This window comes from Pseudoalteromonas sp. C8 (assembly GCF_011378685.1).
GTDB classification, from domain to species: domain Bacteria; phylum Pseudomonadota; class Gammaproteobacteria; order Enterobacterales; family Alteromonadaceae; genus Pseudoalteromonas; species Pseudoalteromonas arctica.
On record NZ_WTKT01000016.1, the window covers coordinates 57,000 to 75,268 of the forward strand.

General features: G+C 39.3%; 16 protein-coding genes. 7 read left to right on the plus strand and 9 right to left on the minus strand.

The window, feature by feature from the left end; all coding sequences use genetic code 11:
* Positions 1-15: 15 nt before the first annotated feature.
* Complete coding sequence (locus GQR39_RS15070) at positions 16-3,375, minus strand: ATP-binding protein (protein WP_165736028.1); 3,360 nt, start codon at positions 3,373-3,375, stop codon at positions 16-18.
* Between the two features lie 107 nt (positions 3,376-3,482).
* Entirely contained in the window at positions 3,483-5,243 is a 1,761-nt protein-coding gene (gene ycaO / locus GQR39_RS15075) for a 30S ribosomal protein S12 methylthiotransferase accessory factor YcaO (RefSeq protein ID WP_165736029.1), read from the minus strand.
* Positions 5,244-5,400: 157 nt separating this feature from the next.
* Between ycaO and GQR39_RS15080 the strand changes: the two genes are divergently transcribed.
* From GQR39_RS15080 to GQR39_RS15095, 4 genes are all read left to right on the plus strand, one after another.
* Complete coding sequence (locus tag GQR39_RS15080; protein WP_165736030.1) at positions 5,401-7,686, plus strand: penicillin acylase family protein; 2,286 nt, start codon at positions 5,401-5,403, stop codon at positions 7,684-7,686.
* 58 nt (positions 7,687-7,744) lie between these two features.
* Positions 7,745-8,593, plus strand: a complete 849-nt coding sequence (locus GQR39_RS15085) for an MBL fold metallo-hydrolase (RefSeq protein WP_024598810.1) — start codon at positions 7,745-7,747, stop codon at positions 8,591-8,593.
* An 88-nt stretch (positions 8,594-8,681) separates the two neighbouring features.
* Positions 8,682-10,214, plus strand: coding sequence for a bifunctional GNAT family N-acetyltransferase/carbon-nitrogen hydrolase family protein (locus GQR39_RS15090; RefSeq protein WP_076925558.1), 1,533 nt, complete (start codon positions 8,682-8,684; stop codon positions 10,212-10,214).
* Entirely contained in the window at positions 10,214-10,531 is a 318-nt protein-coding gene (locus GQR39_RS15095; protein ID WP_076925559.1) for a multidrug efflux SMR transporter, read from the plus strand. Before GQR39_RS15090 ends, GQR39_RS15095 begins: the two co-directional genes overlap by 1 nt.
* Positions 10,532-10,601: 70 nt before the next feature.
* On the opposite strand, the gene GQR39_RS15100 is transcribed toward GQR39_RS15095, so the two are convergent.
* Positions 10,602-11,480, minus strand: coding sequence for a DMT family transporter (locus GQR39_RS15100; protein WP_171972337.1), 879 nt, complete (start codon positions 11,478-11,480; stop codon positions 10,602-10,604).
* 239 nt (positions 11,481-11,719) lie between these two features.
* Between GQR39_RS15100 and GQR39_RS15105 the strand changes: the two genes are divergently transcribed.
* Positions 11,720-12,103: an MAPEG family protein gene (locus GQR39_RS15105; RefSeq protein ID WP_101163821.1), complete on the plus strand. Its 384-nt coding sequence runs from the start codon at positions 11,720-11,722 to the stop codon at positions 12,101-12,103.
* A 74-nt stretch (positions 12,104-12,177) separates the two neighbouring features.
* Here GQR39_RS15105 and GQR39_RS15110 read toward each other — a convergent pair whose 3' ends face one another.
* The 3 genes from GQR39_RS15110 to GQR39_RS15120 all read right to left on the minus strand — a co-directional run bounded on the left by GQR39_RS15110 (position 12,178) and on the right by GQR39_RS15120 (position 14,580).
* Positions 12,178-13,389 (minus strand): M56 family metallopeptidase, encoded by a 1,212-nt coding sequence (locus GQR39_RS15110; RefSeq protein ID WP_165736031.1) that lies wholly within the window; start codon positions 13,387-13,389, stop codon positions 12,178-12,180.
* 9 nt (positions 13,390-13,398) lie between these two features.
* Entirely contained in the window at positions 13,399-13,773 is a 375-nt protein-coding gene (locus GQR39_RS15115) for a BlaI/MecI/CopY family transcriptional regulator (protein ID WP_007580531.1), read from the minus strand.
* A gap of 108 nt (positions 13,774-13,881) precedes the next feature.
* Positions 13,882-14,580, minus strand: coding sequence for a pseudouridine synthase (locus tag GQR39_RS15120; RefSeq protein ID WP_165736032.1), 699 nt, complete (start codon positions 14,578-14,580; stop codon positions 13,882-13,884).
* Positions 14,581-14,670: 90 nt separating this feature from the next.
* Between GQR39_RS15120 and GQR39_RS15125 the strand changes: the two genes are divergently transcribed.
* Together GQR39_RS15125 and GQR39_RS15130 are read left to right on the plus strand one after the other, a co-directional pair.
* Positions 14,671-14,976 (plus strand): DUF6482 family protein, encoded by a 306-nt coding sequence (locus GQR39_RS15125; protein WP_165736033.1) that lies wholly within the window; start codon positions 14,671-14,673, stop codon positions 14,974-14,976.
* 41 nt (positions 14,977-15,017) lie between these two features.
* The gene (locus GQR39_RS15130) at positions 15,018-15,425 is read left to right on the plus strand and encodes a GNAT family N-acetyltransferase (RefSeq protein ID WP_165736034.1); all 408 of its coding nucleotides are present in this window, start codon (positions 15,018-15,020) and stop codon (positions 15,423-15,425) included.
* Between the two features lie 11 nt (positions 15,426-15,436).
* Here the strand turns inward: GQR39_RS15130 and GQR39_RS15135 are convergent, their stop codons facing one another.
* The 3 genes from GQR39_RS15135 to GQR39_RS15145 are packed head-to-tail and all read right to left on the minus strand — an operon-like array spanning position 15,437 to position 18,259.
* A complete protein-coding gene (locus GQR39_RS15135; protein ID WP_165736035.1) occupies positions 15,437-15,793 on the minus strand; it encodes a HopJ type III effector protein in 357 nt (118 codons plus the stop codon).
* Between the two features lie 37 nt (positions 15,794-15,830).
* Entirely contained in the window at positions 15,831-17,132 is a 1,302-nt protein-coding gene (locus tag GQR39_RS15140; RefSeq protein ID WP_165736036.1) for a hypothetical protein, read from the minus strand.
* Positions 17,133-17,155: 23 nt separating this feature from the next.
* Positions 17,156-18,259 carry a retroviral-like aspartic protease family protein gene (locus GQR39_RS15145; protein WP_165736037.1) on the minus strand — a complete coding sequence of 368 codons (1,104 nt, stop codon included), beginning with the start codon at positions 18,257-18,259 and terminating at the stop codon, positions 17,156-17,158.
* Between the last annotated feature and the right edge of the window lie 10 nt (positions 18,260-18,269).

Genomic DNA, 18,269 nt, shown 5'->3' on the forward strand with positions numbered 1-18,269 from the left:
TATTAGCTTACACCTTTATTGGATACCAAGCCATTGCTGGAGTTTAGGTTTTAGGGCGGCTAAATCGAGCGGCTTACTTAAATAGTCGTTCATGCCTGCTGCTAGGCATTTTTCTTTATCGCCCTGCATGGCATTGGCTGTAAGTGCAATAATAGTAATATTTTCATTACCCTTACCTGCATCGCCTTCTCTAATGGCTTTAGTGGCTTGGTAGCCATCCATTTCAGGCATTTGGCAATCCATTAAAACTAGCTTATATGGCTTACCTTGTTTTGCATTGAGTTTTACAATTGCCTCAAGCCCATTTTCAGCAATATCAAAAGTCACACCTGCTTGCTTTAATAGCGCCGAGGCAACTACTTGGTTTATTTTATTGTCTTCAACGAGCAGTAGTTGTGGCTCTGATGAATCGAGTACTGGTGCTTTAGTTAGTTTATTTTGTAGTTGTGCTTGTTGCTGCTGTTGTTCAATGTATTTATCGTTAGTGAGTGAGTCAAACAAATCAGAAGGTGTGAGTGGTTTGAAAATCATACAGTCGACTTCCATACCTACTTTAGACTCCTCAGGTGAATAACTCATTGGCGCCATAAGAACTAACTTGCAACTATGCATATTTATAAAGTTTTTAAGCGCAGTTATATGCGTTTGCGGCGCTTTTTCAAAAAAGTAGTAATCAACTAAAATAGCTTCAGGGTGGGTGGTTACATTATTTAAATAATCATCAACCTCAAGATAGTCATGTATGCAATTAACCTTTGCACCCCATACCGTGAGTTGTTTGCTGGCTGTATTTGCATTTAACGAGCACTCATCAATAATTAAAATATGTTTGTTTTTAATTAAATGACTCGGTAAATCTTGTTCTTTACTTAAGCGAGGCTGTATTTGTATTGTGAAAGAAAATGTACTTCCTTCACCTTGCATGCTGTTTACACTTACTTCACCGTTCATCAGCTCACACAGTTGTTTTACTATGGCAAGGCCAAGCCCTGTGCCCCCAAATTGGCGTGTAGTTGAGGTATCTGCTTGTGTAAACGAATCAAATAACGACGCTTGTTTTTTAGGGTCAATACCAATGCCAGTATCAATAATCGAACATTGTAGGAACGAGCCATCCGTTGTTTCATCCACTTTGGCGGTAATAACTACTTCGCCATCAATAGTAAATTTAACGGCGTTGCCAATTAAGTTATTCAAAATTTGGCGTAAGCGGTTCGGATCACTAATTATTTCGCTAACTGTAATTTGAGTGGCATCTAAAATAAGTTTTGTATTGTTTTGCTCTACTTTTAAAGCAAACGACTCAACCACTTCTCCTAATAACCGAGGTAGGTTAAATTGCACGTTTTCAATATCGAGCTTACCGGCTTCAATTTTAGAAAAGTCTAATATGTCGTTAATTATATTAAGTAAAGATTGAGCTGATGACTGAGCAAGTTCGATATGATGCTTTTGCTGTAGGTCTAGTTGCGTTTGCTTAATTATATTAAGCATGCCTAAAACACCATTCATTGGTGTGCGAATTTCGTGGCTCATACTTGCTAAAAATTCACTTTTAGCTTCAACAGCTTGTTCTGCAGTTTCTTTGGCGGCAACCAGCTTTTGTTCAGTTTCAATTCGTTGCTGGCTCGAGTGCAAGCTGCCTATTAACGCTGCAACGGCAATTAAAAAGCTTTCTTCGTTTTTAGACCAGTGGCGCTTGGATTGACATTGCTCGGCGCAAACAACGCCTATAGCACCACTTCCCGCAGGAATAATTATGCACAGCATTGATTTAATCTCGAGTGGCATTAAATACTGCTCTTTAATTGGTGCGAGTATTGGGTGTTCTAGTGCATCGGGTGCATTAAATACTGCTTGATGATCTATTGCATTAAAAAAGCCGGGGTTGTTTTTTCTTAGCCAAATAGAGTCAATTTTGTCACTAGACGAATGTTTGCTATGTATGGCAAAGGGGCTTAGTTGAGACTTGTCTTCATTAAAAAACCAAATACTGGCACGTTTAATATCGAATGCTTGGCAGATTGCTTCAGTGATAATATCTTTCGATTGGCTAAGTTGCCCATTTAATATTAATTTATTAACGGTAAGAGAAGCTAAAATTTCGTTATGTAATGCGGTTTTATTATTTTCTAATTCAATTTTTTTACGGGTATCAATATTCTGTAGTGAGCCAAAAATGCGTGTGCATCGTCCATTCTTTCGTTCTGCTTCACCATGTACGAGTACCCAAACAGATTCACCTTCTGCATCCATTACTTCTAATTCAACTTCGTAGCTTTCACCATATTTTATGGCTCGTTCAATTAAAGGCTTAATTGTTTCTCTGCTGGTGCCTTTTTTAAAGTAATTTAAGTCTTTAGGCCATTCTGGTTGGTTATTTAATGGGTGTTTAAATAGTTTTTTGGTCATATCAGACCAATACACTTGTTTAGTTTCTAAGTTAAATGACCATGCGCCTATTTGGGCTAGATCACTCATTGCTTCAAGCATTTTTTCATTTTGTTGCTGACGATTAAGCATTTTTAAAAAGAATAAAAAGGCCCAAATTAATAACCCGCAAATAATAATAATCGATAACCGAAGTGGCCATACAGCTGAGCTTGGAGGGCTCCAACCTATTTTAGGTGCAACATAAAGTTGCCAATTCCCACCTTGAAAGCTTAATGTAAACTCAAGGGGGTCTTGATCTGTTATATTTTGATCACCATAAAAAAACTCCCCTTTTTTGCCTAGCCCATGTCTGCCTTGTAAAGCGACGTTATACTCTTTTTCGAGCTCATAAATACCCGAATTTTTGTAGACTTTATCAATATTAAGAACAACTGAGAGTAATCCCCAAAAGCGATTCTCTGGAGGTACGTAAACAGGAACTCGGGCAATAAGTGCAATGTCACCTTGAATTAATTTTAATGGACCAGCCATAACTATGGTATTTGTATCGCGGGCTCTAATTGCATCAGCGCGTTGGTTTTTTTCTTCTAAGAAGTTTAAACCGAGTGCTTTTTCATTACCTTTTAAGGGGTAAGTCATGCGAATTACCATATCGGGAGCCCCACCAATATTACGAAGCTCATTTGAGGTTTTAAATAGCGGTTGAGCAATTTGTTCAAATTGTTTTTGCTGTAAATTAGGCTGTGCTGCGACGGCAACCCCTAAGCCTCGAACTAGTTGGATATTAGAAACTAAAATAGATTCTAATTGAGCACGATAGGTACTTACTTCAGAGAGTATCTGTAATCTATGTGCATCTTTTACACGATTATAGTTAATACGATCAAGAACGACACCAACTAGTACAATTAGCGTAAGCGATAACCAAAAGGTCAGCTTAAAGTTATGAACATTTGTTTTGTTATTAGTAGACGGTGGCATTAGCTACATCGTGGCGTTAATTTAGGCAAATTAACTATAGCTAATTTATGACATAAATGAAAACGGCGCATTAACAAATGCGCCGTTTTATTTTTATAATTAGTAGTTTAGCTATCGCTAACTTCACGCGCCCAATGATTTTGCTTTGCTACATGTAGCTTGCGGTAACCATCAAGTAGTGCCGCATGCTTTTTAAAGCCTTCAAGCGATAAACCAGGGAAAGTTAAACCGTTAAATTGTTTTTCACCTTCGGCAATTTCAATAGCGAGCGTTACGTTATTAGCGCCAAACATTAAGCCTAACGCATCTTGGTAATCAGCGTATTGGCGCTCGTCATCATATTTTATTTCTAAAATAGCTTTTAAGCAGCGAAAATGACGCATTGCATCTTCATTTACTTGGCCTGTATGAAGTATCCAATCTACCCAATCGATTGCCTCTTCACTGCCTGCAGCTAAGCAAAGGTGCGCTTTAAGCTCACCTATACGCAGTGTGTGCCATGGCGTGTCGGCATCAGTTGCTAAACCAATAAATTCTGCGGCGCGAATAATATCGCTGTGACCGGCTTCTTCAAGGCTGTCGTAAATCTCCATCCATTGCTCGGCATCGTACTGATCAAGCGATAGGAATGTTTCGCGGAATTTAGCGCCTTCATTGTTATTACGCCAAATTAGTTCATCAACAGGGTAAATGTCTGACATGCCCGGTACTAAAATACGACATGCGTATACGTTTAGGTGCGTGTAATCCATGATGTAGATATCATGATCCATGTTGTGAATTAGGTCAGTACAGAAATGATATTCTTGCTCTGTTGTGCCGCTAAAGTCCCAGTGTACAAATTCAAAGTCAGGTTTTGCACGGAAAAAATCATGTGAAATCAAACCACTTGAATCAATAAAGTGCAGTTCAATGTTCTCTGGTGTTGCTACTTCATCGTTATCAAATGTTGCTGGTTGAAATACATCTAACTGATCTAAACGGCGACCTTGTAGTAACTCGGTAACGGTACGTTCAAGTGCAACTTCAAATGATGGGTGAGCACCAAAAGAGGCAAATACTGAACCATCTGTTGGGTTAATAAGCGTTACGCTCATTACAGGGTATTTGCCACCAAGTGATGCATCGGCAATACGTAAATGAAAGCCATGGCTGCGAAGTTCTTCACACGCTTCGTGAATTTTAGGGTATTGCTTAACAACATCTTCAGGCACGATTGGTAAACAAATACCTTCGGCGATGATGCGGTTTTTAATAGCGCGTTCAAATACTTCTGATAAACCTTGTACGCGAGCTTCAAATTTTGTGTTACCTGCGCTCATACCGTTAGATACAAAAATATTACCAATAACATTTACTGGAATGTATACGTCTTGGTTATCGCGTTGACGCGTGTACGGCAGGGTACAAATGCCACGATCAATATTGCCTGAGTTAAAATCAAAAAGGTGTGATGCGGTAAGTTCGCGCTCTGGGTCAAAGTAATCCCATAAGCTCTCGTCCATAATGCCTTGTGGTACTTCATCGCCTTCAACTTTAAACCATTTTTCGGTTGGGTAATGAGTAAACTCGCCATTGGCAAATTCTTCACCTAAATAAAAGTCTGCAAAAAAGTAGTTACAGCTTAAACGCTCAAAGTATTCACCTAGCGCTGAGGCAATAGAGGCTTTGTCGGTTGCGCCTTTACCATTGGTAAACATAACACCGCAATCACTGTCTTTTATATGAACCGAATAACAGTTAGCTACAGGGTTAAGCCAAAGCGCTTCTTCAACATTAATGTTTAGGGCTTTAAGCTTGTTTTGCATGGTAGAGATTGACGATTCTAGGTCGCGGTCTTTACCTTTGATAAATGTTTTTTCAGTCATATTTTACTCAACTAGTTCTGCACGATGTGTGGAGCCGACATTATCGTGGATTTTGATGTTTATTTCACCCTTTGCGAGCAAGAACATTATTATTTAATAAAACTATGGTTATTATATGCCCTTAACGCTTGGTCAAAAACGTGCAAAGGAAAGGTTGATGTTTAAAGTAATCAAACGCTTGTTGTTATTAATTGTGATTTTAGGACTGGCAAGTACCGCCGTTGTTTATGGTGTACTTACTTTAAGTTTACCCGCCCTTGATGGAAACGGACGTAGTAACGCAATAGTAGAGCCTGTAAAAATTTCGCGCGATGCATTAGGACAAGCAGTGATCAATGCAAATAGCCGAAACGACGCCGCCTATGGTTTAGGTTATGCGCACGGGCAAGACCGCTTTTTTCAAATGGATTTATTAAGGCGTAATGCCGCAGGCGAGCTAAGTGAATTATTTGGTGAAGCGGCGCTGGGGCTCGATAAGGAAATGCGTTTTCATCAATTACGTAAACGCAGCCACACTATTTTACAAACGCTGCCTGAATCCGATAAACAATTACTTAAAAGTTACGCTCAAGGTGTAAACGAAGGCTTAGCGCAAGTAGGGTATTCAAGCTTTGAATATTTACTAACGGGTGCAGCACAAAATCCATGGCAAAGCGAAGACAGCCTATTAGTTATATTTAGCATGTACCTTGATTTGCAAAGTGCCACATTTAAGCGTGACCAAGCACTTATTCAAATTGAGCAAGCGTATGGTAAGCAAATGGTTGATTTTTTAACGCAACCGAGTAAGTACCAAGCCGCACTTGATGGCAGTAAATTAGCGCCTTATAGCGGCGGCATACCTACTTTGCCAACTCAAACACAGCATACAGTTAAAAGTATTGAAGCCAACCAAGAGCGCGGCAGTAATAACTGGGCAGTTACGGGGGCGCTTACTAAAACAGGTGCGGGTATGGTGTCGGATGATATGCACTTATCGATGGCAGTGCCTGTAATTTGGTACAGAGCGCAGTTAAATTATATAAAAAATGGAGAGCCTGCTCAGGTAACCGGTGTATCGCTGCCCGGAGCGCCAGCAATTGTGGTGGGTACTAACAATAATATTGCATGGGGGTTTACTAACGGTTATTTAGATACCGCCGATTGGATTGCATTAAACGATAACAGTAAAACATGGCAAGTTGATGAACCTATTGCATTACCCGATGGGGAGGTCGAAAACTACTCATTAATACTCAGCGAATACGGACCTGTAAAATACATTAACGAAAAACCTTATGCACTTAGCTGGGCGGCACACCAGCATTATGCCGTTAATATGCAGTTATTAAAATTAGAGCAAGCCAAAACAGTAGATGATGCACTTGGCGTAGCAAGCGATGTGGGAATACCGGTGCAAAATCTAATGGTGGTCGACAGCCAAGGCAGCGCAGCGTGGAAGCATATGGGCGGTATACCAGCGCGTAAAACGCCTAGCGAACTTGGTGTAAATGCCGATGACTACTCAGCGCTTTGGCAGCAAAGCGAGTTACAACGCCCGTTTGTTAAAAACCCACAAAGCGGGCGATTATGGACTGGTAATTCACGCGTGGTGTCGGCTGAAGATAATACCCGTTTTGGTAATGGTGGCTATGCACTGGGCGCGCGCTCAAGCCAAATACGCGATAGATTATTTGAAAAACAAACATTTGCAGAGAGCGACTTTTACGCACTACAGCTTGATAACCAAGCTCGCTTTTTAATGCCTTGGCATGCTTTGCTATTAAAGCAGTTAAAAACCGATCAAACCAAAAATCAGCAATATATAACCGCGCTCGAAAATTGGCAGCAATGTGCATGTTCAACCTCCATAGGGTATACCTTAGTTAAGCGCTACCGCGATGAAGTGATTAATATTTTATTTAGTAATATTGAAAGCCAATTAAATAAACAGCAAGGCACACTTAAATACGTAAAACGAGATTTAGAGCCCGCAGTTTGGCAGCTTATTAACAACAAACCCGACACATGGTTAAACCCACAATTTAAAAGTTGGGATGCGCAATTACTCGGTGCATTTAGCCAAACTATTACTAAGCTTACCGAGCAATTTGGTAATAACGTACAAAGTTGGCAGTGGGGCAAGGTAAACGAGCTAGTAATAGAGCATCCGTTTGCAAAGCAAATCCCCTTACTTGCTAAGTTTTTAAATATGCCTACAGCACAAGGTTTTGGCGATAGTTACATGCCCGCTGTACAAGGGCGTAGTTTTGGCGCATCGCAGCGCTTTATTGCTCAACCAGGTCATTTAAAACGTGCAATTTTAGCTATTCCGGGAGGGCAATCGGGGCATCCGTTATCTGAATTTTATAGAGCGGGTTTTAGTGACTATGTAGAGGGCAAACATACGCCTTTATTACCTCAAGAATTAATACATCAAATAGTAATAGAGCCTACGCGATGAACTAAAGTATACCTAAACACGTTCTATATAATCACTAATAAAACAACAGAGAACTAAAATGAAAAAAATACTACCCGCATTAATAACAGGTTTATTACTAAGCACTACAGCGCAAGCCGATGAAGGCCCAGTAACAGCACAAAAATTAAGTGACCATGTATACGTACTATTTGGGCAAGGCGGTAATATTGCAGCAAGTGTAGGCGATGATGGCATTTATATTATTGATGATCAGTTTGCCAAGTTATCAGATGATATTAAAAAAACGATTAGCGATTTAAAACCAGGCAGCGCAGAGTTTGTTATTAATACGCATCATCATGGCGATCACACCGGCGGCAACGAAAATTTTGCTAAAGCGGGTGCGCACGTTATAGCACACGACAATGTACATAAACGTTTAGAAGAGCAGCATGGAGAAGGGTCAGACTTTTTACCGCGCATTAGTTTTGGTCACGATTTAAAACTGCATTTTAATAACGAACACGCCCATGTGGTGCATTATGAGCATGCACATACCGATGGCGATTCAGTTATCTTTTTTAGTAACGACAACATAGTACACATGGGCGACATTTACTTTAATTTTGGTAGCTTACCGTTTGTTGATGTAGATAGCGGCGGTAGCGTTAATGGTATTTTAGCGGCAGTAGACGATGTAGTTAAACAAATTGACGACAACACTAAAGTAATACCAGGGCACGGTAAGGTAAGTGACCGTTCAGGACTAATAGCGTATGGTAAGTTAGTTCAAAGCGCGAAAGATGTGATGCTAAAAGCAATGCAAAATAATGCAAGCTTAGAGCAAGTACTTAAAGCCGATCCATTGGCAGAACTTGGTCTTGAATACGCAGGCTGGTTACCAAAAGAGAAAGTAACCACACTCTTTTACCGCAGCTTAAAGTAGTACATCTAAAGTAAAAAACATGATACAAAGCTGAATGTATTTTAAAGTGCATTCGGCTTTTATTTTCTTATGCCTAAAGGAGTTGTGTATGTCGGCAGAAAAAACCCATCTTGAAATTTGTAACTTAACCAGAGAGCAATATCCGCAAATTAAAACCTTGATGGATCAAGCGTATCCCGACTTAGGTGGTGCGTGGCCAAGTCATACCATTTTTAGATTAATAGACCAATTTCCTGAAGGACAAATAGGTATTGTAGATGACGGCGTGCTGGTGGGCTTAGCGCTGAGCGTGCAAGTTGATTACACACGCTTTTCAAACCCGCATACATACGAAGATATTGCAGATGGCCACGACCGTGTATTTAGCGATACCGACGGCGATGCGCTATACGGCTTAGATGTTGCTATTAGCGAAACTCACAGAGGCATGCGCTTAGGTCGTCGCCTTTATGATGCCCGTAAAGAACTGTGCCGCCAATATAACCTACGCGCTATTTTAGCGGGTGGGCGTATTCCACGTTATTTTAATCACAGTAGTGAAATGACGCCAATGGAATACATTGCAAAAGTAGATCAAAGAGAGCTGTACGATCCTATTTTAAGTTTTCAGTTATCTAACGATTTTCAGGTAAAGCGTTTACTTAAAAAGTACTTACCAGAGGATCAAGAGTCAGTTGGTTACGCCACTTTACTTGAGTGGAATAACATTATGTATGAACCAACCGACACGGTACTTGAGTCAACTAAATCAATAGTGCGTGTAGGTGCTGTGCAATGGCAAATGCGCTGCGTTGAATCGGTTGAAGAAATGCTAAAGCAGGTTGAATACTTTGTAGATACCGTATCTGACTACAAAAGTGACTTTATATTATTCCCTGAGTTTTTTAACGCACCACTAATGGGCTTAGGAAATCAAAGCAACCAAACGGAAGCGATTCGTTATTTAGCCGAATATACCGAAACGTTTAAAAACGCGATGTCGCGTATGGCAATAGAATACAACGCCAATATAATTACTGGCTCTATGCCACTTGCCGAAGATGATAAAATTTATAACGTGAGTTATTTATGTCACCGTAGCGGTAAAATAGACGAGCAACGTAAAATACACATTACCCCGCATGAGCAAAACGATTGGGTTATTCAAGGCGGCGACAAAATTGCTGTATTTGAAACTGATGCCGGGCGTGTAGGTATTCAAATTTGTTATGACGTTGAGTTCCCTGAATTATCGCGCATATTAGCAAAACAAGGGTTAGATATTTTGTTTGTGCCATTTTGGACAGACACTAAAAATAGCTACTTACGTGTTCGCCATTGTGCACAAGCACGCGCAATCGAAAACGAATGTTATGTAGTTATTGCAGGCTCGGTAGGTAATTTACCACAAGTAGAAAGCCTTGATGTGCAGTACTCACAATCGGCAGTGTTAACGCCTTCTGATTTTTCGTTCCCGCACGATGCAACACTTAACGAAGCCACACCTAATACAGAAATGCTGTTATTTAGTGACCTTGATATGGATAAGTTAAAAATTCTTCACAGCGAAGGCACAGTGCGTAACTTAAAAGACCGCCGCGAAGATTTATATGAAGTTATATTGAAAAAGAGAGATGTTTAATGGCGTGGATTTATTTGGTTATTGCCGGTTTACTTGAAATTGGCTGGCCGATAGGTTTAAAGGTGTCGCAAAACCCAGATACTCGTTGGCAAGGCATAGCAATAGCGGTGGCATTTTTAGTTGCTAGTGGTTTTATGTTGTGGCTTGCCCAAAAGCAAATATCTATGGGCACCTCATACGCCGTATGGACAGGTATTGGCGCTGCGGGTACGTTTTTAGTAGGTATATTGTTTTATAACGATGCCGCTACGTTTGGTCGTATTGCGGGAGTATTAATGATTATTAGTGGTGTGATAACGCTAAAAATCAGCTCTTAGAATCAGTTATTAAAACTATAAAAAATTATAACAGCGCAGGTGTAAAAGCCTGCGCTTTTTTATGCTGCCATTAATACGGTAACATTACCAAAATAGCGGCAATAGCAATGAGTATTAAGCCTGCAGTATCTTGTTTTTTAAGTGGCTGTTTTAACCAAAGTACGGCAATTAGCATGGTAAAAAATACTTCAACCTGTCCAAGTGTTTTAACGTAAGCAACATGTTGTAAGCTCATTGCACTAAACCAACCAATAGAGCCGACACAACTAAAAACACTAATTGCGGCTGTAGTGCCTTTGTATTGCCACAGTTTACTGAGTGTTTGCGGCTCTTTTAATAATAAATAGCCAAGTAGTATTAGCGTTTGTAGGCTGATTACAAACAGTAAAACCCAAGCGGCAGAATGTGGGAATAGTAACCCTGAATTTAAACTCGCTTCTCGTACCCACAGTGAGGTAAGTGCAAAGCAAGTACCACAAGCAAGGCCTAGTAATGCAGTTTTAGCATTAAAGTGTTTAACGCTTGTTATGCCGCTGAGCAGCAATACGGCAATAGCGCCAAAAAACACACCAAGCCAACCAAGCAAAGAAAGTGCCGAGCCAAAAAATAATACACCTAAAATGGCAGCTACTAACGCCTCGCTTTTGGCAAGACCAGCACCTACAGCGTAATTATTCATTTTAAACAACTTAACCATTAAACCGGTAGCAAGTATTTGCATAACACTTGCGCCTACAATAAATCCCCAAAAGGCATTATTAAATGTAGGCATGGTGGTATCTTGATATTGATACAAACCATATAAATACACGGCAGCAATAGGGCCTGCAATAATAAAGCGGGAGAGGGTTACGCCAGCAACACTCACATCGTTACTTAATTTACTTTGCAGGGCATTACGCCATGCTTGCATGAAAGCGGCTAAAAAAGTGAAAAATATCCAGGTCATGATTGTCATCGTTAAAATGTAAGGCAGTAAAGTTAACAAGCTTTGTGAAGTAAAGCGATGCATTAACCGTGATGTTGAATATTCATCATCTGCGACATTATGTCGCACGGGTTTGAGGATAAATTTAGCTATAGTAAGCCTGATGTTATTGTTAGCCGCCAGCGTTTGTCATAAAACGTATCTGGCGGCTTTTTTATTACGTTTATGCTAAATTATCCGAAACATCAAAAGGATAAATTATGACAACATTAGTTGTATGTGCATTACTTGCGGTATTAATGCCTTACTTTGCAAAAGTGCCGGTTGCTATAGCAATGGCAAAATTAGGTCGATACGACAATAAACACCCAAGGGCGCAACAAATAAAATTAACCGGCTTTGGTGCACGGGCGCTCGCTGCTCATCAAAACTGTTTTGAATCGCTCGCTGTTTTTGCTGTCGCTATTGCAGTTGTACTCGGCACTAACTCTGTAGGCGCAGTGACCGAAACGCTAGCGGTTACACATATTGTGTCGCGTATTTTGTATTGCGTATTTTACTATATGAACCTAGATATAATTCGCTCATTAGTGTGGTTTATTGGTTTGGGTACAGCCATTGCCATGATTGTGGTGAGTTTGTAGGTTTATACTTTAAAACCACAAAGCAAGCAGCCTAAAAGGGCGCTTGCTTTGTAGTCTTGAACAACCCGATGGCGTTAATGCGATACTTTAATTCGCTCAATTAAATCGGTAGGTGCCACTTCACTATTAATCGCAAAATCTAGTTGCACAAGTACATCTTCAAAACCTGAATCTGATGCTTTATATTTCCATTTTGCTAGCGCCTCTTTCGCTGATTTATCAAAAACATCTTTAGGTTTAGATTGAATAACACTAATGTTTTTTGTTTTACCGTTTGCTGCAATATCGTATTTTAATACAACAGAGCCGCTGATCCCTTGTTGAGCTGCTTGTATTGGATAAGCAGGTTCAATGCGTATTGTTGGTGAGATATGCTCCTCTTGCGTTTTATTTACTTCTGGTTGTTTTGCAATGGCTAAGCCGCTTAGCATGCTTGCGGCTACAAGTAATAAGCCACCTTTAGCAAGCTTTGAACGCTCCCCGCTGTGTTTTATATTAATTAGTCGTTGTAACATGGTTTTTTTATCTCCGTAGTGTGAATAAGCCATAAGTCCTGTGGGCGCATTTGCCGCGCAGTTTATTAGGGCTTTGCTATATAAAATATGTTGTTGTGTGGTTTTATTGCTAAGTACCCGTTCATCACAAGTCAGCTCTTGTAGTCGGCGCATACTTGCGTAACAAAACCAAGCTAGTGGGTTAAACCAAAGTAAAATAGTAGGCAGTAATATAAGTGCGTTTGTTAAGTTGTCTTTGCGTTTAATGTGTACGTTTTCGTGCTCTAAAATAAGTGCTAATGTGGCTTGATCAAACTGAGTATTATAGTTACTCGGTAACACCAGCTTGCTGTTTAAAATCCCGACCACCATTGGTGTGGCTACATGTTGACTGGTGTAGGTTTTAACACCAGTGGTAAGAGTACCTTCAAATTGTGTTAACTCAGTTAACTGCAGGGTTTTAACAAAACGGGTATGCGTAATAAAACTAGCTATTAATAACCCTGCGGTAATAAGTGCATACATGAGCGCCCAGCTAATATCCATTTCATGTATAAAGGGCTGGTTAGGGGTGATTAAGTAATGGCTAATATTGCTATTTTGCAGTGGTTTAACCGCATTTGGTAAATTAGCAATAACCAATGCTGCAGGTAATAGCCATGCTAATTTATATACAAACCGCGAGCCAAGGGCTTTTAAACAAAATCGCTCGAGTAAAATAAATCCACAAAACAAAATACTTAATAGTAGTTGCTGCTCAATTAACCAATTAAACCCAGTTTGAATAACCATGTTAATCCCTTACTTTTGGTTTTTTTCCCAGTCATCTATAACTTTTTTAAGCTCGTTTATATCTTGCTGAGAAAGCTGCTCCGATTTAGCAAAACCGCTTACAAGTGGCGCAATACGTCCACTAAAAAAGCGCTCAATAAAGTTTTGGCTTTCTTTTAAGGTGTAGTCGGCGCGCTCCATACACGGCATATAAATATACTGACGACCTTCTTTTTCAAATGTAAGTGCGCCTTTTTTTACTAGTCGACCTAGTAGGGTTTTAATGGTTTTTTCGTGCCATTGCTTATCGTCGCTTAAGCGCTCAATTATTTGGCTCGCGGTGGCGGGGTAGTTAATCCAAAGTGCGTCGAGTACGTCAAACTCTGCTTTTGATAATTCAATCATGCTATTGCCTACAAATGTAATCTTCAACATAAGATTACGCCTGTAATCTATAATTGCAAGTTTATTTTTTAACTTTTTAGGATGTTATTTAAGCTAATAGGTAGGGGGTTAGCTGTGGGCTTTTAAAATATCAGCTTTATTAATGCGGATATACTGCCCTTCACAAAGGTTTAAATCCTCAAGTACAAGGTCACTAAATTGCGCTCTATATAAATCAATAACTTTGTATCCGCAGTAATGCGCCATTTTACGTATTTGCCTGTTTAGCCCCTGCTTTAAAACAATACTAAACTGGTTACTGGCTATTTTATTTACTTCACAAGGCAGGGTTATGTGTTTATCAACGGGTACACCTGCTGCCATTTTTTTACAAAAAGCATCGTCTAAAGACTTATTTACGGTGACTAAATAATGCTTAGGCTGGTGGAAGTCTGGATGTATTAGTTGGTTACAAAAATCCCCATCGTTGGTCAAAATAAGTAAACCGCGAGAGTCTTTATCTAATCGTCCAATAGGGTAAACACGGGTGAGTGTAGGCAAATGGTGAATAAGGCTGGCTGGGTCATCAATATTTAATTTGCAATCAATACCGACTGGTTTGTGATACGCAAAATAAACTAAATCGGCAGCACCTTTAATTTCTTTTTCGTTCACTATTATTGTGTCTTGCTCATCAACGTGATCAATATGATTTGCTGGGCGATTATTTACAGTCACAACACCTTCATCAATTAAACGCGATGCCTGTTTACGAGAACAAATACCTGCATGGGCAATATATTTAGCGAGTCGGATTTTTGTGCTCATAACGTGTGATGCCAGCGGCTAATAAAAATTTGATCGCGATTATAGCAAAGCTGCGTATCGATAATGTTAAATTTAATTAAGGCAAAAATTATGGGTATTAAATTTTCACAGTTAAAAAAGCACGAGCCGCTACAAAAAGTTATTGTTCACTCTTTAGATATGGCGCTTTATCAAGTATCGGTAATGATTAATCACGTTGAATATTATGTAACAGAAGACAGCGGTGAGTTTTTAAGAGCGCTAAGCCCACTGCATGTTCAAAAGCGTTTTGACAAAATAGCATATGCACAGATGATATTAAGGCAAACTAGTGCTTATGACGAAATGTGCGGTCAGCCAGAAAAAACCGGCAGCAATATGCTTGAAGTACCTTATGGTAAAAATAATCTGTATTGATGATATGAGTTTGCTAACATTCGCTTTTTAAGAAGCGCAATATGTACCAATTACAAGCAGATCACTCCGACGTATTAAGCTCTATACTACGTGGTAAAATGGTTGAATTTAACGCCCAGTATTTTGATGCGCAAAGAGTGCCATTAGGTTATAAATTTACTGATGAGCAAGGCGAGCTTGTTGCCGGTATTAGTGGGTGTGTGTTTGGAAATTGGCTGATGATTAGTTGGCTTTGGTGTAGCGATAGTGCACGAGGTAAAGGGCTTGCAGATAAACTGCTAACGGCACTTGAACAAGCTGCTATTGAACTAGAAGCAACAACTGCTCAGCTTGATACACTTGATTTTCAAGCAAAACCTTTTTATGAAAAGCGCGGTTATAGTGTTAAGTATCAACTTAATAATTACCCACGCTCTGGTACGCGTTATTTTATGGAAAAGCCACTTTAATTTTTTGCTGACTATTTTGCTTTTAGTGGCTCGCCTTCAAAGGTAATACCTAAAAACGGTGTTGCCTCTGGTGCTAACATAAACGTGCGAATGTTCATGTGATCATCCCCTTTAGGGTTTTTCAGCACGTCTTCTCGGTAAAACTTACCAAAACAATCCAACGTATTTTGTTTACTTAAGTCGTTTAATTTAGCAAACGCAAAAATTTTACACGATCCGTTGTTCTCACTCGCAGCGCTAAGTAATCCATGGTTATTAAAGCCACATGCAGTAAAGTCGTAATTTGCTTCAATCACCGCCATTGTATCGGTAAATTGAATGCTCTTTGGGTTTTCTGCAAGTTGCTGTAAAAAATAGTTTAATAACATGTTTGTCCTTTTCTAACAGAAAATTCAAAGAGGAAAATTAATAGTCGTTACTTGTAAGCTCTGCACTTAAAAGCTTTCCGTCATAAATATAAAAATAACCATCCCAGTGTTGAGAAGTAAATTCTGCTGAGTCAAAAAACTCATCGTAATTGCCCAACTTAGCAAGGCTTGCAACAGGGTCATTGTATTTTACGCCTGATAAGCTCCACTGTGTACTTTGATTAATATAGCCAGCTAATGCGGCGAGCTTAATTTTAGCGGTTGAAAAGGGCTCCACAAGCTTTAATTTAGAAATGTAGCCGTTGCCTTCATATATAAACTCATAACAAGGAGTAATGATTATATTGTCATGATCTTCATTAACCACTTTAAGCGTTTTACTATTTTTATGAGTTTTTAAGTATTCATCGGCCAACATTGTGCCGTTATAGCATTGAGTGGTGCTCTCTATATGTTCAACTAGTTCACCGTGCGATATACCAACGACTCTTTGCTCTGATTTGTTAATGGATACTTTATAAGATGCGGTTTCCACTTCATCAAAACTGTTTTTTAATTTATTGAGTGCTGGTTGGGTTAAATCAGTATTTAACAAAATAGCTTGATCTTTTCCGGTGCTTATTTGTAGTTTTTCATTTGTCAGAGAAAGCTCATTATTTATCACCATAGGTAGCAGCGTTTCATGGAACTGATAACCTATAAAGACATTGTTTTTAAAGTGAAAAGCATGATTTCTTCCATATACAAGTATTGCATTATTTTTATCGCTTAGCGATAAACTGGCAAGTCCGAGAGACGCTAATACCTGCTCATAGCTATTGCCAAGTTGAAGTCCAAAAAAGTTAGTTGGGGTGATGAGGGGGGGGTTAAATTGAGTAAACTTAGGGGAACTGTTTATGTCTAAAGTGACTTCAATTGCATTTCCCTCAATGGTATTTGATAAACTGCGCTTGTGCATTCCTGAAATAAATAGCTCGCTAGTCATGGCGACTTGCTGATTGCAGTTTCTTGAGGGGGTTAGCTTAACAAGGTAGTGTAATTTTTTTTTGGATCTGCTTATTGTAGGGGCTTCAGCAGAATGGGGGCTTTGCGTAGTAAAACGTTCCTCTACATATAGTTGCTCATGCAGTTGATTGTACTGTTCGCTATACTTATCAAGAGCTTTTTGTCTAAGGTTTTGTCTTTTTCTTTGATGATTATCTAAATCTCTAAGTGTGGTGCTCAGGTTTATTTCTATTTCGGGTGAAATAGCCTCACAACGTGTATCTTTTAAAAAGTAACTTGTTGCCTGAGCACTACATTGCCAAAAACAAAGTAGTGTAAATAGTAGAGTACGCATAAACTTCCTTTTATTATTTTTGTTTACTTAGCGCTCAACTCTAACTCATCTGTTTGCTGATTTATATTAAATTTAAATCGCGATAAAAAGTTCATTCCTAGCAAACCTTGCCCGCGGGTGTACTCAATACTCAACACTTCAAAACCATAAATAATTTGCGAGCCCACTTTAAACGATTCAATTTGATAACGCTTTACAATAATTTGACCGTTAGCTGTATTTACCGTTACATCGCCTAAATATAAAGGTTGTGGCGAAATTTGCTCAATTATACTTGTAGGTAGCGAGGTCACGCTTGCGCCGGTATCAATCATTAGTTCGGTCGATAGATTATTATTTATTTCGGTGTTTATTAAGTAATGTGCGCCGTAAGGCGTTAAAGCAACGAAGTCGTCTTGCGATTGTGCTTTATTGATCATCGCTTGCAGTGTTTGCACTTGGCTTTTTAGATTGTGCTGGTTTGGCATTCGATCAAGCGTGGCTTGTGCGCTAATTAAATCGCCTTGCTGATAGTAGGCGTACGCAAGCGGGTATAAAAACTGTGCGTTATCGCTTTTATAATCAAGCCAAATTTGTGTTTGCTCAATAATAGCTTGCCAATTTTGTTGCTCAGTTAATGTGTGTAATTCGTTTTGAGTGAGCGTATTTAAGCGTGTATTTGCATTGCTTTGCTGATCAGCAGATAGCAACGGAAACAACTCAAATAAAGCAATAATGGCGTTTTGTGTTTGCTCGCTACTTATTAAATACTCAACCTGAAAGTTAAGTAATTCTACGTTATAAGGGCTGTTATTTAATAGCGCATTGAGAAATGACTCGCTGAGTAATAAATTGCTACTTAGCCATGTTTTAAGCTGTATTAGCCACGATGAATAAAGTTTTTTTGCACTTTCTGGATTGCTGTTTTTTAACTGTTGATAGCTATTAAGTGCGGCTTCAAATTGGTGTTGTTTAAATTGCTGCTTTGCTGTATTTAGTAACGTATTTTGTTGTTTAGGTAATACACTTTGCTGGGTACTTTGTGTTTTTTGTGGTTTAGTTAACGCAGGCTGCGGCCATAATAAATAAGCGTTAAGGCTAAGCGAGCCAATTAATAGCAAGGTAATTAGCTTGGTATAGTGGCTCATTGTGACCTCT

Excerpts from the sequence above, each read along its gene's own strand:
- GQR39_RS15105 (WP_101163821.1), top strand. The coding sequence starts at position 11,720 with ATGACAACATTAGTTGTATGTGCATTACTTGCGGTATTAATGCCTTAC.
- GQR39_RS15115 (WP_007580531.1), bottom strand. The coding sequence starts at position 13,773 with ATGATTGAATTATCAAAAGCAGAGTTTGACGTACTCGACGCACTTTGG.
- GQR39_RS15085 (WP_024598810.1), top strand. The coding sequence starts at position 7,745 with ATGAAAAAAATACTACCCGCATTAATAACAGGTTTATTACTAAGCACT.
- GQR39_RS15100 (WP_171972337.1), bottom strand. The coding sequence starts at position 11,480 with ATGACCTGGATATTTTTCACTTTTTTAGCCGCTTTCATGCAAGCATGG.
- GQR39_RS15095 (WP_076925559.1), top strand. The coding sequence starts at position 10,214 with ATGGCGTGGATTTATTTGGTTATTGCCGGTTTACTTGAAATTGGCTGG.
- GQR39_RS15070 (WP_165736028.1), bottom strand. The coding sequence starts at position 3,375 with ATGCCACCGTCTACTAATAACAAAACAAATGTTCATAACTTTAAGCTG.
- GQR39_RS15145 (WP_165736037.1), bottom strand. The coding sequence starts at position 18,259 with ATGAGCCACTATACCAAGCTAATTACCTTGCTATTAATTGGCTCGCTT.
- GQR39_RS15140 (WP_165736036.1), bottom strand. The coding sequence starts at position 17,132 with ATGCGTACTCTACTATTTACACTACTTTGTTTTTGGCAATGTAGTGCT.
- GQR39_RS15080 (WP_165736030.1), top strand. The coding sequence starts at position 5,401 with ATGTTTAAAGTAATCAAACGCTTGTTGTTATTAATTGTGATTTTAGGA.
- GQR39_RS15120 (WP_165736032.1), bottom strand. The coding sequence starts at position 14,580 with ATGAGCACAAAAATCCGACTCGCTAAATATATTGCCCATGCAGGTATT.
- GQR39_RS15130 (WP_165736034.1), top strand. The coding sequence starts at position 15,018 with ATGTACCAATTACAAGCAGATCACTCCGACGTATTAAGCTCTATACTA.
- GQR39_RS15135 (WP_165736035.1), bottom strand. The coding sequence starts at position 15,793 with ATGTTATTAAACTATTTTTTACAGCAACTTGCAGAAAACCCAAAGAGC.
- GQR39_RS15125 (WP_165736033.1), top strand. The coding sequence starts at position 14,671 with ATGGGTATTAAATTTTCACAGTTAAAAAAGCACGAGCCGCTACAAAAA.
- GQR39_RS15090 (WP_076925558.1), top strand. The coding sequence starts at position 8,682 with ATGTCGGCAGAAAAAACCCATCTTGAAATTTGTAACTTAACCAGAGAG.
- GQR39_RS15110 (WP_165736031.1), bottom strand. The coding sequence starts at position 13,389 with ATGGTTATTCAAACTGGGTTTAATTGGTTAATTGAGCAGCAACTACTA.
- ycaO (WP_165736029.1), bottom strand. The coding sequence starts at position 5,243 with ATGACTGAAAAAACATTTATCAAAGGTAAAGACCGCGACCTAGAATCG.